The following is a 15189-nucleotide window of genomic DNA, read 5'->3' as shown; positions in this document are numbered from 1 at the left end:
GTCCTTTCTCTGCTACAGATGATTCTGCGCAAAACAGTGTCGTGCCCCCTGTGGTTCGCATACAATTGTCAGATTCACTACCCCTAAAGGCCCCCTATGAGCAAACTCTACATGGGCTTTGACGCAGGCACCCAAAGCGTCAAGGTCGCCGTCTATGACGAGCAGTTCAACTGCCTCACGAGCCACAGCCTGCCCACGCACCTGCACTATCCGCAGCCCGGCTGGGTCGAGATGAGCGCCGACGAGTTCCTCGAGATCACCGTAAAGTCAATGGCCGCCTGTGCTCAATCCCTCAGGGAAATGGGCAGGGATCCGAAGGACGTCTGCGCCGTCATGGGCGACGGCATCATCTGCGGCATCGTCGGCGTCAACGCCGAGGGCGATGCCGTGACGCCCTACATCAACTATCTTGACAGCCGCACGACACCAGACGTCGAGGCTCTCAACGCCCGAGGACTCGAGATCTGGGGGCGCGAGACGGGCAACTCCGTCGCCTCCCCGATGTTCCCCGCGATGTTCGCCCGCTGGTTCCTGAAGAACAATGAGGCCTTCAATCGCGTCGGCGTGAAGTTCGTGCACAACGCCCCCTACATCCTCATGCATCTCGCGGGCCTCAAGGGCGAGGACGCCTTCATCGACTGGGGCGCCATGTCCGGCTGGGGCCTGGGCTACGACGTCCAGAAAAAGTGCTGGTCCGACGAACAGCTCGAAATTCTCGGCATCGACAGGAAGTACATGCCCGAAATCGTGAAGCCCTGGGACAAAGTCGGCGGCCTTTCCGAGGCAATGGCCGAACGCACGGGCCTCAGGGCGGGCATTCCCATTCTGGGCGGCGCAGGCGACACGATGCAGTCCATGCTTGGCTCCGGCATCTTCGAGGCAGGCCAGGGCGTCGACGTGGCGGGCACCTGCGCTATGTTCTGCGTCTCGACGAAGGGCATCATCCCCGAGCTCTCCAAACCGGGCACAGGGCTCATCTTCAATTCGGGCACGCTCCCCGACACCTACTTCTACTGGGGCTTCGTCCGCACGGGCGGTCTCGCCCTGCGCTGGTTCAAGGACAACGTCTGCAAGAAGGCGGACGATGCTGCCTACTACGGCCCGATGACGGAAGGCGCGGAGAAAGTGCCCGCAGGTTGCCGTGGCGTGATGTTCCTGCCCTACCTTACGGGCGGTTCGGGCGAAGAGAAGGAAGCGAGCGGATGCTTCCTCAACATGACCATGGACGACGACCAGTTCGTCATGTGGCGTGCCGTGCTTGAAGCCATCGGCTACGACTACATGGGCCTTGCCGACAGCTATCGCGCGGCTGGTGTCGACCTCAACCGCATCACCGTGACGGAAGGCGGTTCGCGCAACGAGCTCTGGAACAGGATCAAGAGCCACATGCTCGGCGCGGACGTCGTGCGCTTTCGCAATGCGGGCGGCGCTGTCCTCACAAACTGCATCGTCGCGGCCCACGCCGTGGGCGACGCGCCCGACGTCAGGAAGGTGCTCTCTGACAACATCGAGCGCGACGCCGAGTATGCACCCGTTCCCGCGCTCACGAGCCGCTACCGCACGCTTTACGACATGCGTCAGAAGCTCGTGCGAGAGGACATGAAGACCGCCTTCAGCCGCCTCGTCGCCATGCGAACCATCGAATAACAAATAACGCCTCGATCCCGTTCAGCTCGAGAACGGACGCCCGTTCCGGTCAGGAGGGGCGCCCTCTTCTTTTGAAGAATGGGAAAGGGGCGCCGTCCGTCGGACATGCGCCCCTTTGCGGGATCAGGCAAAGCCGGAATTACTCGGCGTCCTCACCCTTGTTCTCGCCCTTGATGAAGTCGGGGCGGAGGATCTCTTCGCCGAGCTCCTGGCGGAGGGCGGAGAGATAACCGCGGCGATCGGCTTCGCCGTAGATCGTGGCGAACTCGCGCGAGAGGGACTTCAGCTCGTTTTCGGTCGGAGCCTTCACCTTGGCGGCGTTCACGAACGCGACGAAGTAGGCGCCGCCGTCAACCTGCATGCCCGTGTAGGCGGGGAGCTTGTCGGCGGGAAGCGCAACCATGCGGTCAACGAGCTGGGCGGGATGACCGAGCAGATTCTGGCGGGAGACCCAGACGGCCTTGCTGAAGCCGTCAAGAGACTTCGACTGGCGGACCTCGGCGACCTTCTTCTCGCCGGCGGCCTTGGCGAGCTCACCCGCCTTGCGCAGCTTCAGACCGTCCTCGATCTGACCCTTGACCTCGTCAAACGGACGAACGGCCTTCGGGAAGTGCTTCTCGACGCGGGCGGCGACAAGCTGATTGGAGCCCACTTCGACGGCAGCGGAATTGCGCTTTTCCTGCAGGCATTCGGAGCCGTAGAGGTTTTCAAGCACGTGTTCGTTGAAGAACGGAGCCAGTTCGGGATCGGCAGGACCCTGACGCGTAACGTCCTCGGCGGTCATGAGCTTGAGGCCGAACTTCTGGGCGGCGGGCTCGAGGCTGTCGGCCTGCTCGTAGACGATGTTCGTGAACTCTTCTGCCTTTTCGGAGAATTCGCGCAGAGCCATCTGGTCGATGTATTCGGCCTCGATGTCGGCGCGGACTTCGTTGAAGTCACGCACGCGGGCCGGATGGATGTCGGTCACGTAGATGACGTGCCAGCCGAAGTCGCTCTCGACGGGGCCGACGATGTCACCCTTCTTGGCGGAGAAGACGGCGTCCTCAAAGGGCTTGACCATCATGCCGCGGCCGAAGAAGGAGAGATCGCCGCCCTCAACGGCGGAGCCCGTGTCGACGGAATTTTCCTTGGCCAGTTTGGCGAAGGAGGACGGATCGGCCTTGGCCTTGCCGAGGATTTCTTCGGCCTTCTTCTTGGAAGCGGCCTTGTCGTCGCCGAAGCTGATCAGGATGTGGCTGGCACGACGCTCCTCAGCCGTGGCGTAGCGCTGCTTGTTCTGTTCGTAATAGCTGCGAACGTCCTCTTCATTGGGCTTGATGGAGGCCTTGAAGCTTTCGGGCGAGAGGACGACGTACTGGGCCGTGACGTGCTCGTCGGCCATGAACTCGGACTGATGGCCGTCGTAGTAGGCCTTGACCTCATCGGGCGTCACCTTCACGTCGCCCATGTACTGGTCGATGTTGAAGATGAGCGTCTGGACTTCACGCTCTTCGGTGATGATCTTGTGCAGATGCTCAACGACGGCGGACGGCACGGGATAGGTGGCGGTCACGCCCGTGAGAAGAGCCTCCTTGGCGAGGTCGCGGCGGACTTCAGCCACAAACTGCTGGTCGCTCTTGCCCTGGCTCTGGAGGAAGCGCTCGTAGAGCGCGGGAGAAAACTGACCGTTCTCCTTGAGCGCATCGGCGTTCTTGATGAGCGCAACGGCTTCCTGCTCGCTCACGCCGACATGCTCTCTGGCAACCGTCTGGGTGACGGCGGCCTCGTCCATCAGATTGCGCACGAGGGCTTCGCGGGCCTCAGGCGTGTCGAGCATGCCTGCACGGAACTGGTCGCCCATCTGCTGGCGAAGGCGCTCGAGCTGCTGGCGCTTAGCCTGGTCGAAGAGTTCCGGCGTAATGGAGCTGTCGCCGACCTTGGCGATGGAGTTGTCAGCCTGGGTCATGCGGTTGTAGCTGTAGATGCCCGTCACGACGAAGCTCGGAATAATCAGCACCATGGCGATGAACATCAGCCAGCGCTTGTGATCGCGAAATGCCTGAAGCATGAACGTTTCCTTGTTGTCTTGGCCAACTGTCGCCCGACGGACGCAGAGAGGCCTCGTTCCCGATGATTTTTTAGAGCAAAAAAAAGGCGAACCGCAAGGTTCGCCTCTTTTCAGAATCTGTTGGCGGAGTGGACGGGACTCGAACCCGCGACCCCCGGCGTGACAGGCCGGTATTCTAACCAACTGAACTACCACTCCGCACATGCCGTGCTTTCGCACGCGGCTCAAACCTAAGTCCGATATTTTAGCGAACTTCTGCTTTTTTGGTTTTCGCCTTTTTTGAAAAACCCGGTACTTTTGTATCGAATTCTTCTTAAAATCTGTTGGCGGAGTGGACGGGACTCGAACCCGCGACCCCCGGCGTGACAGGCCGGTATTCTAACCAACTGAACTACCACTCCGCACATCATGTGCTTGTCGCAATCTGTCGATGTACGCTCGGAAACGTTGGCGGAGTGGACGGGACTCGAACCCGCGACCCCCGGCGTGACAGGCCGGTATTCTAACCAACTGAACTACCACTCCGTTTTCAGAGCTTTTGCATCAGCAGAGAAGCGTATTATACAGAACTTTTCCAATCTGTCAAGAAGTTTTTTTTCCAAAACTCCTCAACTATTTTGACTGGTGGGTGCTGAGAGGGTCGAACTCCCGACCATCGCCGTGTAAAGGCGGTGCTCTACCAACTGAGCTAAGCACCCCCACGGTAAAAGTCCTGCATGACGCCTCGTTGCGCGCTGCAGAACTCGGATTGTACACGATGCCCTAGGCAAAACCATACCGCAAACACGGTATGCCTTGCTCGCTTCGGCCATTCCTCAAACGTGTTCGGCCCGACCGCTTGCGCGGACGGGCCGAACATCATTTCATGCGAGGAACCTCCTTCTCAGAAGGCCCTCTTCCCGCAAGGTCAGGCATGGACCTCAAGCGTGGGAGTCTTGCCCGCACTGCTGGCCTTGGAGGACCTTTCCTCTGCGGCGGACGCAGCGGCTTCGCCGGTCGCGGCCCCTGCTGCAGCTCCAGCCGTTTCAGCTTCGACCGCGAGAGGCTCGGGCAGGCGGACGAGCGCCTGTGCGATCACCTCATCGATGGTCTTCACGGGGATGACCTCGATCTGAGTCTTGGCGGTCTCGGGCACGTCCTCAAGATCGCGCCTGTTGACGTCGGGGATCAGGATCTTCGTGCAGCCCGCACGGACGGCGGCGAGGAGCTTTTCCTTGAGGCCGCCGATTTCGAGCACTTCGCCGTGAAGCGTGATCTCGCCTGTCATGGCGACGTCGGAGCGTACGGGAATTCCCGTCATGGCCGAGATGATGGCCGTGGTCGTGGCGATGCCTGCCGACGGACCGTCCTTGGGCGTCGCACCCTCAGGATAGTGGACGTGAAGGTCGGTTTCGTAGAAGCGCTTCGTGTCGATGCCGAGGTTGGCCGCACGGGCGCGCACGACGGAGCGGGCCGTCTCGACGCTTTCCTTCATCACGTCGCCGAGACTGCCCGTACGCTGCACGCCCCCCTTGCCGGGGAAGATCTGAGCTTCGATAACGAGCATTTCACCACCCACGGACGTCCAGGCCAGGCCGTTGACGACGCCCACGCGCGGCTCCTTGCTGGCAAGGCCGATCGTGTACTTGGCGGGCCCAAGATAGGTGCTGAGGCTTTCGGGCTTGATCACCACCTTTTCAGGCATGCTGCCGCCCTTCTTGTCGGCGGCGAACACAACCTTGCGGAAGATCTTGCCGATGAGACGCTCAAGTCCGCGCACGCCCGCCTCGCGGGTCCAGTAGCGGATGATGTCGACGATGGCCTCTCGGGGGAGGTCGACCTCTTCAGCCTTGAGCCCCGTGGCGCGAAGCTGCTTGGGAATCAGGTGGTGCTCGGAGATGTGGATCTTCTCCTCCTCGGTATAGCCCGAAAGAGAAATCACCTCCATGCGGTCCAGCAGGGCCGGCGGAATGTCGTAGCTGTTCGAGGTCGCCACAAACATCACGTCGGAGAGATCCACCGGAATCTCCATGTAGTGGTCGGCAAACGCGTTGTTCTGTTCGGGATCAAGCACCTCGAGCATGGCCGAAGCGGGATCCCCGCGATGATCCGTGCCCATCTTGTCGATTTCGTCAAGCAGGAAGAGCGGGTTGCGCACGCCGGCACGAATCATGCTCTTGATGATCTGACCTGGCATCGAGCCCACGTAGGTGCGACGGTGGCCGCGAATCTCACTTTCGTCATGCACGCCGCCCAGAGCCACGCGCACATACTTGCGGCCCGTGGCTCGGGCGATGGACTCGCCGAGCGAGGTCTTGCCGACGCCGGGCGCACCCACGAAGCAGAGAATCGGAGACTTCACCTTGCCCACGCGCTTCTGAACGGCGAGATACTCGAGAATCCTCTCCTTCACCTTTTCGAGACCGGAGTGATCCTCGTCAAGAATGCGGGCGGCGGCCTCAAGGTCGCGCGAAACGCGGGACTTCTTCGTCCACGGATAGTCCGTGAGCGTTTCGATGTAGCTGCGCACGACGACGGACTCGGAGCTCATCGCCGGCATCTGGCGCAGGCGGCGAAGCTCGTTGCGCACGGTCTCCTCGGCGTACTTGGGCATCTTCGCCGAGGCGATGCGGGCTTCAAGATCGGCGTATTCTTCATCAGCGCCCTCATCCGTGTCGCCGAGCTCCTTGCGGATGGCCTTGAGTTGCTCGTGGAGATAGTAGTCGCGCTGGTTCTTGTCCATCTGGCGCTTGACGCGGCCGTCGATGCGAACATTGAGCTTCTGAAGATCAATCTGGGTCAGCAGGAAGTCGATCCCATGACGGAAGCGCGCCGCAAGGTCGACCTCGGCAAGCATCTCCATCTTGGCGGCAGCAAGGCCGGACATCTGGCCACAGACAAGGTCAAGCAGACGCTCGGGATCAGTCTCCGCGTCGAAACGGCCCGCAGGCTCGCTCTTTCCGGTGCCGAAGGAGCCGTATTTCTTCCACTCACTCATCAACTGGCGGCGCAGCGGCTCAAGCGTGCGCTCTGGGGCGTAGACGGTATGGAGGCGGGTGCAGCGAGCCACAAGCGAGCCGTCACGCTCGAAGAGCGAGTCGACGCGATAGCGGGCGAGGCCCTCGACGAGCATCTTCGAGGTGCCGTCAGCCAGGCCGAAGAACTGCATCACGCTTGCGAGCGTGCCGACCCCGTAGCAGTCGTCCTGCTTGGGCGCATCGGTGTCGGGCTCCTTCTGCGTGACCACGAAAACGTACTTATTGTCGGATTGAAAGGCCTTCCTAGCGGCGTTGACGGAAGCCTCGCGCGCCATGAAGACGGGCACCAGCGTCGAGGGGAAGATCACCATGTCCCGCACTGCGACAGCAGGCACTTCAATTTGTTCGGGGTAAATCACTTCCCCGTCGGTCATGTTGTCCAAATCTCTAGTCCTAGTGAATGTTCGGTTCGGTCTTGAATATATGGGGGCCAGAGCCCCCGTTTTCAAGTCGTATGCAGATCAGTTTCGTCAGTCGCGCTCGATGAGCTCAACGGGTGCGCTCTTCTCGACCGTCTCACGCGTAACGCGCGCCCGCGCGATGTTTCCACGCGTCGGAATGTCGAACATGGCATCAAGAAGCACGCCCTCGACGATGGAGCGCAGGCCTCGGGCGCCCGTCTTGCGGGCGATGGCCTTTTCGGCGACCGCCTTGAGCGCGTCGGGCGTGAACTCGAGTTCGACGTCCTCCATGCCGAGCAGGGCCTGATACTGGCGGACGATGGCGTTCTTGGGCTTCGTGAGGATGGCGATGAGCGCCTCCTCGTCGAGCTCCTGAAGCGCAGCGATCACGGGCAGACGGCCGACGAGCTCGGGGATCAGGCCGTACTTCACGAGGTCGGCGGGCTCGACCTGGCTGTACACCTTGGTGAGGCTCTTGTCGCCGTCCTTGCTGAAGACGCGGCCTCCAAAGCCCATCTCCGCCCTTTCGGTGCGGCGGCTGATGATGCTCTGCATGCCGTCGAAGGCGCCGCCGCAGATGAAGAGGATCTGCGAGGTGTCGACCTGAATCATGGCCTTGCCGGGATTCTTGCGGCCGCCCTGGGCGGGCATGCTTGCCACGGTGCCCTCGACGAGCTTGAGCAGCGCCTGCTGCACGCCTTCGCCGGACACGTCGCGCGTGATCGACGGGTTCTCGCTCTTGCGAGCGATCTTGTCGATTTCGTCAAGGTAGATGATGCCTCGCTGGGCGCGCTCGATGTCGCCGTCGGCGGCCTGCACGAGCTTGGCGACGATGTTCTCGACGTCCTCGCCCACGTAGCCCGCCTCGGTGAGCGTCGTCGCGTCGGCAATGGCGAACGGCACGTCGAGCGCACGGGCAAGCGTCTGCGCCAGCAGCGTCTTGCCGGAGCCCGTCGGACCGATCAGAAGAATGTTTGACTTCTGAAGCTCGACGGAGCGCGCAGCGTCCGCCTGGTTCTTCAGTCGCTTGTAGTGGTTGTAGACCGCCACGGATAGCGTGCGCTTGGCGCGCTCCTGACCTACGACGTACTGGTCGAGCAGGTCATAGAGCTCCTTGGGCTTGGGCAGGGGCTTCTCAGCCTCGGGCTTCGCCTCGGGAGCGCTCTCAGGAGTGGGGCCGCTCCTGAGCTCGTCGTTCATCGAGCGGATGCATTCACCGCAGATCAGTTCGCCGCGAATGCCGGAGAAGAGCTCCTTGCACTCGCTCTCGCTGCGGCCGCAGAAGGAACAGGTTCGCATGTCATTCACCTCGATTCCGCTCAAAGCGCCTTTTCAAGCTCGGCGCGCGTCGTGAAGATGCGGTCGACGAGGCCGTAGTTCATGGCCTCCTCGCCCACGAGCCAGTAGTCACGCTCGGTGTCGAGGGAGACTTCGGAAACAGGCTTGCCGCAGTTGTCGGCAAGAATCTGGTTGAGCTCCTGCTTCGTGCGCAGGATCTGGCGGGCGGTAATCTCGATTTCGGTCGCCTGCCCCTGGATGCCGCCGAGCGGCTGATGGATCATGACGCGGGAGTGCGGCAGCGCATAGCGGCGGCCCTTCTCGCCCGAGCTCAGGAGGAGCGCCCCCATCGAGGCGGCAAGGCCCACGCAGATCGTGCAGACCTTCGGACGAATGAACTTCATCGTGTCGTAGATGCCCATGCCGGCGGAAACGGAACCTCCGGGGCTGTTGATGTAGAAGTAGATGTCCTTGTCCGGATTCTCGCTCTCGAGGAAGAGCATCTGTGCAATCACGAGGCTCGCGGACTGGTCGTTCACCTCACCCGTAAGGAAGATGATGCGGTCGCGAAGGAGGCGCGAATAGATGTCGTAGCTGCGTTCGCCGCGGCCGGTGTCTTCAATGACATAAGGGACTAGCATTTTTTTATTCGCCTTGTGGAAAAAGGGGTATCTGCCGATTGTAGCGGAGCGAGCGGAAAAGCTCCCGCCTGCGGACCACGGAAAAGAAAAAAAGAGGCATCCGGCGTGTTGTCCGTGATGCCTCTCGAGTCGATCAGGGCCGGCGCGGCAGGCCGCGCCCGCAAGTCTGACGTTGTCCCGTTCGTTAGAACTGGCCGGCCATCAGCTTGTCGAATTCAACCGTTTCCTCAACGGTCTTGGCCTTGGCGAGGATCCATTCGGTCACGTTGTTTTCCGTGGCCTGGGCGCGGAGGTTGCCCACGCGGTTCTGGTCCTTCATGATGTACTCGATGACTTCTTCCGGCTTTTCGTAGCTGGAAGCGATATCGGCGGCGATTTCACGAACCTGTTCGTCGGAACCGGAGATATTTTCCTGAGAGATCAGGGCTTCGACGAAGAGGCCGAGGCGCACGCGGCGTTCAGCCTGCGGCTTGAAGGCGTCGACGGGCATGGCGGGCATCTTCTTGACGTCGATGCCGCGGCCGGCGAGGTCGCTTTCCATCTGCTGGCGGAGGGCTTCGCACTGGTCGTTCACGAGAACGGTCGGAAGGGCGAAGTCGCAGGCGTTGGCGGCGGCTTCCATCACTTCGGCCTTGGTCTTCGTTTCGAGGCGGGCCTTGACTTCGCGTTCGAGGTTGGCGCGGATTTCAGCGCGCATGGCTTCAACACCACCCTTGACGCCGAGGCTGGCGGCGAATTCGTCGTCAACTTCCGGGTAGGCGGGTTCGGCGACTTCGACGACTTCAACGTCGAATTCAACGGCCTGACCTTCGAGTTCCTTGATGCCGTAGTCGGCGGGGAAGGTCATCGGGAAGGTCTTCTTTTCACCGGCAGCCATGCCCGTGACGGCGGCTTCGAACTCGGGGAGCATGCGGCCCTGGCCGAGAACGAACACGTAGCCTTCGGCGGAACCGCCCTGGAATTCAACGCCGTCCTTCTTGCCCTTGAAGTTGAGCTTGACGCGGTCGTCGTTGGCGGCGGCGCGTTCCACGACGTTGTACGTGGCGCGCTGGCGGCGCATGACGTCAATCGTCTTTTCGACTTCGGCGTCCGTCACCGGGCAGACGTAGCGCTTGAGTTCGACGGCGGAGAAGTCGGGAACCTGAACGTCAGGGAACACTTCGAACTTGGCCGTGAAGTGCATGTTCTCCTTGTCCTCTTCGTTCTTGGCGGCGTCGATGCGCGGATAGCCGGCAATGCGGAGCTCGCTTTCGGAGGCGGCCTTCTGCCAGGCTTCGCCGACGAGCTGGTTGATGGCTTCGTCATAGGCCTGCATGCCGTACATGCGGCGGACCTGAGCGGCCGGAACGTGACCCTTGCGGAAGCCCGGGAGCTTGGCGTTCTTGCCGTAGTTCTTCAGGGCCTTTTCGGTGAGTTCTTCAGCGGAAGCGTAGGAAACGACCAGATCGAGCGTGCGTTCGAGCGGGTTGACCTTGGCGACCTCTTCGGTCTTGACGGTTTCTTGTTCAGTCATCGCAGTAGTCTTTATAAAAGTCCGCCCGCTTGACGCGCGGCGGAATTTGTGGAAGAGATCCGTCCCTTTGCAGAACGGACCGCGTGAAAAATCCTTTCCAGAGCGAAGCGCACCCGCATGCGGCGGACCGTCGTTCGTTCTCTTCTATAAAAAGAGCATCCGCCGGCTTCTGATGTCGGCGGACCTGAATTTTTTAATTATAGCGGAGAAATTCAGCTGTTGTTTCAACGGGTTCCTGCGGGAAACCCGCTCCCCGCACTGAATTCGGCCTCGATTCAGGCGCCGTCCTCCTCTTGTGCAGGAGACGCCTTCCTCCGCATCCGCACGGCCAATTGCTTACAATTCCTGCGACGAGGCTCTTTCGAGCTTGCTAGAATTTTTCTCCCGTTCAATCCGGCCTGCGCCGGCCCTCATCTTCCTCCTGCCTTCAGAACCATGCGGTCCCGTCTTTCCCTTCTGACCATCTCCTTCGCCATGCTCTCCCTTCTTGCAGGCTGCGCAACTGCGCCCAGGGGGACGAACACTGATGCGGGGACGCAACAGGAAGTCACGAGTACCCGCCGTCACACGACCGCAGAACGCTTTGCAAAGACCACCGACAACGAACTCTACAACGAGAGGATCGCTCAGGTGTCAAGGGACATACGCGCCATCTGCACCTCGCCAGCAAACCGTCCTTACTATGCGAAGACGCCCTGCCTGCCCTCGGGCATGACGGAAGCTCACCTCAAGGACGGCTCGCGCATCACCCCGGAGGCGCGACGCGTCGCTGAGCGCGTCTTTGCAAGCCTGCACAAGCTCAACGAGGACACCCGCAGCCTGATGATCTCCTCGGGAGACGCCCACCTCATCAAGCTTGCGCGCCATTCCCGTGAAATGGTCGATCCAAAAATCTCCGCCCTGCAGTCCTCGCTTCTCAAGGGCGCCATGACCTGGGCCGAGTACAACCGCGCCCGTCTCGAGGTCTACGATGCAAGCAGGACGGGCGCTCCCGCCGAATGACACGCCATCAGGCTCAAGGTCAGGACATCCGCGCCCTGAATTCCTGTAGAATGCGTTGTTCGTGCGGGGATGGCGAAATTGGTAGACGCACCAGGTTTAGGTCCTGACGCCGTTGAGGCGTGTCGGTTCGAGTCCGATTCCCCGCACCAAGGATTAAGAAAGAAAAGGGAGACGCTTCCGAGTGTCTCCCTTTTCTTCATTCAGCCCGCCGCAGGGCAAATGGGGCGCGGCCGTGCGCCCCCCTTCACAAGTCAGTGCTTGTGACCGCAGCCGCAGGCGCCTTCCTCGTGATGATGGTGATGATGCTCTTTACCGTCATGATGATGGTGGTGCTCGCCGCAACCGCACTCATCTTCATGGTGGTGATGATGTTCGCCACAGCCGCAACCACACGCCTCCTCGTGGTGATGGTCATGACCGCCGCAACCGCAGCCGCATTCCTCTTCGGCATGATGGTGGTGATGGCCGCCACAGCCGCAGCCGCACTCTTCCTCGTCGTGGTGGTGCCCGCCGCAGCCACAGCCGCATTCCTCTTCGCCGTGATGGTGATGATGACCGCCGCAGCCGCAACCGCCTGCATGACGCTCGATGCGGACGGGTTCGAAGGCCTCTTCGACCTCGGTGACCTCGAGACCGATCATGCCGAGCATCTTGGCGATGTTCGGGAGCGGCCGAACGGCGAAGCCCTCGGGAGCTTCGGCCACTTCGACGCCGCGGTTGATGAGGGCGCCGACGGCCTCCTGCATCGTGCGCAGGTCGCCCGTCACGTGAAGAACCTTTTCAACGGCGGGACGCACGACCCAGAACTGGCCTGCGTCGTCAACGAAAACGTCGTTGACGAAGAGCGGGCGCTTTTCCTCAACGGAGACGGCGATCACGCCTTCGGGCGTTTCAAAGGAGTCCTCCCAGGCCATGCGCTGGGCGGACGTGAGAACGAGCTGCTTGGCGCGGGCGAGAATGGGCTGGGCAGGGGCCGCTTCGGGCGGCAGGAGCTTGGTAAAAGTCGTCATTTTGAATTCCTGTGAGGCCGGCGCCTCGCGAAGCGACAGGCTTCGCCCTCAGGCGCCGACAAGTGTCTACCCATTTTAAGCAAAGAGAATCATTCGCGTGTAAGAAAACTTTGCGCCCGGCAAAGGCTATTCGACAGCGGCCGCCAGCGCATCGGAAAGACGGTCGACGGCAATGACCTCGAGGCCCTCGACGGGCGTTCTCGGCGCATTGGCGCGCGGAATCACGGCCTTTGCGAAGCCAAGCTTCGCCGCCTCACGAAGCCTTTCCTGACCTCTGGGCGCAGGCCTGATTTCTCCGGCGAGGCCCACTTCGCCGAAGACAACGAGACCGCGGCGCAGGGGCTTGTTTCGAATGCTCGAATAGATGGCGCACAAAAGCGCGAGATCGGCCGCTGGCTCCGAGATCTTCACGCCGCCCACGGCGTTGACGAAGACGTCCTGATCAAAGCAGCCCACGCCCGCGTGGCGGTGCAGGACCGCAAGAAGCATGGCAAGGCGCTGCGAGTCCACGCCGAGGGCAAGCCTCCTCGGCGCGGGCAGGTGCGTGGCGTCGACGAGCGCCTGAATCTCAACGAGAAGCGGGCGAGTGCCCTCCTGCGTCACCAGCACGCTCGACCCGGGAATGTCGGACTTGTATTCGGAGAGGAAGATGGCCGACGGGTTCGTCACGCCGCGAAGACCGTGATCCGTCATGGCGAAGACGCCGAGCTCGTTCACGGCGCCGAAGCGGTTCTTGAAGGCGCGCACGAGACGGAAGTTCGAGTGCTGGTCGCCCTCGAAATAGAGCACCGTATCGACGATGTGCTCGAGAATTCGAGGACCGGCAAGAGAGCCGTCCTTGGTGACGTGACCGACGAAGATGAGGGTCGTACCCACGGTCTTGGCCATGCGCGTGAGTCTTGCGGCGCACTCGCGCACCTGAGAAACGGAACCCGGCGCGCTGTCAAGCTGGCTTGAGAAGATGGTCTGGATCGAGTCGATCACGACGTACTCGGGCTTGCGGCTAGAAATCACGCTCTCGATATGCTCGAGCTCGATTTCACTCATGAGGGTGAGGCCGCGGGGCTCGAGCTGAAGGCGCTGCGCCCTGAGCGCGATCTGCGTGGGGCTTTCCTCGCCCGAAACGTAAAGCGCCGAATGGCCGAGCTCGACGAGTCTGGCCATGACCTGCAGCAGAAGCGTCGACTTGCCGATGCCGGGGTCGCCGCCGATCAGGGCGACGCATCCCTTCACAAGCCCGCCTCCCATGACTCGGTCGAATTCGCCGAGTCCCGTCACGGTGCGGGGGATCTCCTCGATCGCCACGTCGGAGAGGTCCTGCAGGGAGCCCGTCGTGTCGACGAAGCCGCCTGCGGAGCGCGGGGAGCCCGCACCGTAGCGGGCGGCGGCGCCCTGCGACACCTTGAACTCCTGGAGCGTGTTCCAGGCCTTGCAGTGCGGGCACTGTCCCTGCCACTTGGCAGTCGTGCCGCCGCACTCATTGCAGACGAATTCGGTTCTGGTCTTGGTCGTGCGAGGTGCCATCGGTTGCCGTATGTCGGTTGTCAGTGCTTGATTTGAAGCGGAACGCGGCGTGCAAGCGCGCAGATGAGCTCATAGCCGATCGTGCCTGCAGCGGCCGCCACTCGGTTGACGGGCAGGTGCCTGCCCCAGAGCTCCACGCGGCTGCCGAGGCCTGCGGACGGGATGTCGGTGATGTCGATCTCGAGCATGTCCATCGAGACGGCGCCCACGAGCGGCGCGATGGCGCCCTCGACCCACGTGGGAGAGCCGTCGGGCATCGAACGTGGATAACCGTCCGCGTAGCCGCAGGCAACGATGCCCACGCGCGTGGGACGCTTGGCGATCCAGCGCGAGCCGTAGCCCACGGCCTCGCCCGGCGCAATCTCCTGAACGGCGATGATCTTCGCCGAGAGCGTCATGGCGGGAATGAGGCCGAGCTCCTCGGAGGAAATGTGGGAGTCAGGGCTCACGCCGTAAAGCGCAACGCCCGCACGCACGCCGTCACCTCCCACTTCGGGATGCCAGAGGATGGCAGCGGAGTTGGCCATGCAGGCCGCCGTGGCGGAATGCGCGAGCCTGCCCATGCGGGTGAGCTGTCGGGAGACCGATGCGGGCGCATCGCCGAGATAGCTCGGCTCGGCGTTGGCAAAGTGCGTGACGACGCCCATCACCTTCACGCCCGGAATGGACGTGAGGAGGTCGTAGATCGTGCCCACCTCGACGGGCAGGAAGCCCAGACGGTTCATGCCCGAGTTCACCTTGATGTGAACCTTCACCTCACGCAGCTGGAGACGCTTGAGAATGTCGATCTGCCACATGGAGTGGACGACCGTCTCGACGTCAAGGTCCTGAAGCGGCTCGATGTCCGTTTCATCGAAGAAGCCCTCCAGAAGCAGCACGCGCTTGTGCCAGCCCGCGCGGCGCGCGCGTTCGGCGTCGCACAGGTCGATGGTCGCAAAGCCGTCCGCATCGGCGAAGGCCTCGACGGCATTCTCAAGACCGTGGCCGTAGGCATTGGCCTTGACGACCGCCCAGAGGGTGCGATCGCCGACACTCTCACGAAGGCGGGCAAGATTGTGCTTCAGCGCCTGAATATCAATTTCAGCGTATATGGGACGGGGCACTCGAAT

Annotated in this window: 10 protein-coding genes and 5 tRNA genes; 3 read left to right on the top strand and 12 right to left on the bottom strand. The window is 61.9% G+C overall.

Annotated elements, in window-relative coordinates:
• Positions 1-96 precede the first annotated feature (96 nt).
• Positions 97-1647 (top strand): FGGY family carbohydrate kinase, encoded by a 1551-nt coding sequence (locus tag HMPREF9465_RS07975; RefSeq protein ID WP_005435823.1) that lies wholly within the window; start codon positions 97-99, stop codon positions 1645-1647.
• A 139-nt stretch (positions 1648-1786) separates the two neighbouring features.
• Here HMPREF9465_RS07975 and HMPREF9465_RS07970 read toward each other — a convergent pair whose 3' ends face one another.
• From HMPREF9465_RS07970 to tig, 9 genes are all read right to left on the bottom strand, one after another.
• Positions 1787-3694, bottom strand: coding sequence for a SurA N-terminal domain-containing protein (locus HMPREF9465_RS07970; RefSeq protein ID WP_005435822.1), 1908 nt, complete (start codon positions 3692-3694; stop codon positions 1787-1789).
• A 121-nt stretch (positions 3695-3815) separates the two neighbouring features.
• Positions 3816-3892: transfer RNA gene (locus tag HMPREF9465_RS07965), tRNA-Asp, on the bottom strand.
• 126 nt (positions 3893-4018) lie between these two features.
• Positions 4019-4095, bottom strand: a tRNA-Asp gene (locus HMPREF9465_RS07960).
• A gap of 47 nt (positions 4096-4142) precedes the next feature.
• A tRNA-Asp gene (locus HMPREF9465_RS07955) sits at positions 4143-4219 on the bottom strand.
• A gap of 97 nt (positions 4220-4316) precedes the next feature.
• A tRNA-Val gene (locus HMPREF9465_RS07950) sits at positions 4317-4392 on the bottom strand.
• 209 nt (positions 4393-4601) lie between these two features.
• Positions 4602-7085 (bottom strand): endopeptidase La, encoded by a 2484-nt coding sequence (gene lon, locus HMPREF9465_RS07945; protein ID WP_005435821.1) that lies wholly within the window; start codon positions 7083-7085, stop codon positions 4602-4604.
• A 96-nt stretch (positions 7086-7181) separates the two neighbouring features.
• Positions 7182-8411 carry an ATP-dependent Clp protease ATP-binding subunit ClpX gene (clpX, locus tag HMPREF9465_RS07940; protein WP_005435820.1) on the bottom strand — a complete coding sequence of 410 codons (1230 nt, stop codon included), beginning with the start codon at positions 8409-8411 and terminating at the stop codon, positions 7182-7184.
• A 20-nt stretch (positions 8412-8431) separates the two neighbouring features.
• A complete protein-coding gene (clpP, locus tag HMPREF9465_RS07935) occupies positions 8432-9031 on the bottom strand; it encodes an ATP-dependent Clp endopeptidase proteolytic subunit ClpP (protein WP_005435819.1) in 600 nt (199 codons plus the stop codon).
• Between the two features lie 184 nt (positions 9032-9215).
• Positions 9216-10544 (bottom strand): trigger factor, encoded by a 1329-nt coding sequence (tig, locus tag HMPREF9465_RS07930; protein ID WP_005435815.1) that lies wholly within the window; start codon positions 10542-10544, stop codon positions 9216-9218.
• A 435-nt stretch (positions 10545-10979) separates the two neighbouring features.
• On the opposite strand from tig, the gene HMPREF9465_RS07925 reads away from it, so the two are divergent.
• Together HMPREF9465_RS07925 and HMPREF9465_RS07920 are read left to right on the top strand one after the other, a co-directional pair.
• Positions 10980-11546 (top strand): hypothetical protein, encoded by a 567-nt coding sequence (locus HMPREF9465_RS07925; RefSeq protein ID WP_005435814.1) that lies wholly within the window; start codon positions 10980-10982, stop codon positions 11544-11546.
• A 63-nt stretch (positions 11547-11609) separates the two neighbouring features.
• Positions 11610-11695: transfer RNA gene (locus HMPREF9465_RS07920), tRNA-Leu, on the top strand.
• A 102-nt stretch (positions 11696-11797) separates the two neighbouring features.
• Here the strand turns inward: HMPREF9465_RS07920 and HMPREF9465_RS13465 are convergent.
• The 3 genes from HMPREF9465_RS13465 to alr all read right to left on the bottom strand — a co-directional run bounded on the left by HMPREF9465_RS13465 (position 11798) and on the right by alr (position 15183).
• Positions 11798-12556: a hypothetical protein gene (locus HMPREF9465_RS13465; RefSeq protein ID WP_005435813.1), complete on the bottom strand. Its 759-nt coding sequence runs from the start codon at positions 12554-12556 to the stop codon at positions 11798-11800.
• A 126-nt stretch (positions 12557-12682) separates the two neighbouring features.
• On the bottom strand, positions 12683-14080 hold the full coding sequence (gene radA, locus HMPREF9465_RS07910; RefSeq protein WP_005435806.1) for a DNA repair protein RadA: 1398 nt from the start codon (positions 14078-14080) through the stop codon (positions 12683-12685).
• Between the two features lie 20 nt (positions 14081-14100).
• Complete coding sequence (alr, locus tag HMPREF9465_RS07905) at positions 14101-15183, bottom strand: alanine racemase (RefSeq protein WP_005435805.1); 1083 nt, start codon at positions 15181-15183, stop codon at positions 14101-14103.
• Positions 15184-15189 lie beyond the last annotated feature (6 nt).

Origin of the sequence: Sutterella wadsworthensis 2_1_59BFAA, from assembly GCF_000297775.1 — a bacterium.
Taxonomy (GTDB): domain Bacteria; phylum Pseudomonadota; class Gammaproteobacteria; order Burkholderiales; family Burkholderiaceae_F; genus Sutterella; species Sutterella wadsworthensis_A.
This window is presented reverse-complemented; position numbering and strand designations above follow the sequence as displayed.

Bases quoted from the DNA above. Each gene is read 5' to 3' on its own strand.
- HMPREF9465_RS07975 (WP_005435823.1), top strand. From the start codon at position 97: ATGAGCAAACTCTACATGGGCTTTGACGCAGGCACCCAAAGCGTCAAG.
- HMPREF9465_RS07970 (WP_005435822.1), bottom strand. From the start codon at position 3,694: ATGCTTCAGGCATTTCGCGATCACAAGCGCTGGCTGATGTTCATCGCC.
- lon (WP_005435821.1), bottom strand. From the start codon at position 7,085: ATGACCGACGGGGAAGTGATTTACCCCGAACAAATTGAAGTGCCTGCT.
- clpX (WP_005435820.1), bottom strand. From the start codon at position 8,411: ATGCGAACCTGTTCCTTCTGCGGCCGCAGCGAGAGCGAGTGCAAGGAG.
- clpP (WP_005435819.1), bottom strand. From the start codon at position 9,031: ATGCTAGTCCCTTATGTCATTGAAGACACCGGCCGCGGCGAACGCAGC.
- tig (WP_005435815.1), bottom strand. From the start codon at position 10,544: ATGACTGAACAAGAAACCGTCAAGACCGAAGAGGTCGCCAAGGTCAAC.
- HMPREF9465_RS07925 (WP_005435814.1), top strand. From the start codon at position 10,980: ATGCGGTCCCGTCTTTCCCTTCTGACCATCTCCTTCGCCATGCTCTCC.
- HMPREF9465_RS13465 (WP_005435813.1), bottom strand. From the start codon at position 12,556: ATGACGACTTTTACCAAGCTCCTGCCGCCCGAAGCGGCCCCTGCCCAG.
- radA (WP_005435806.1), bottom strand. From the start codon at position 14,080: ATGGCACCTCGCACGACCAAGACCAGAACCGAATTCGTCTGCAATGAG.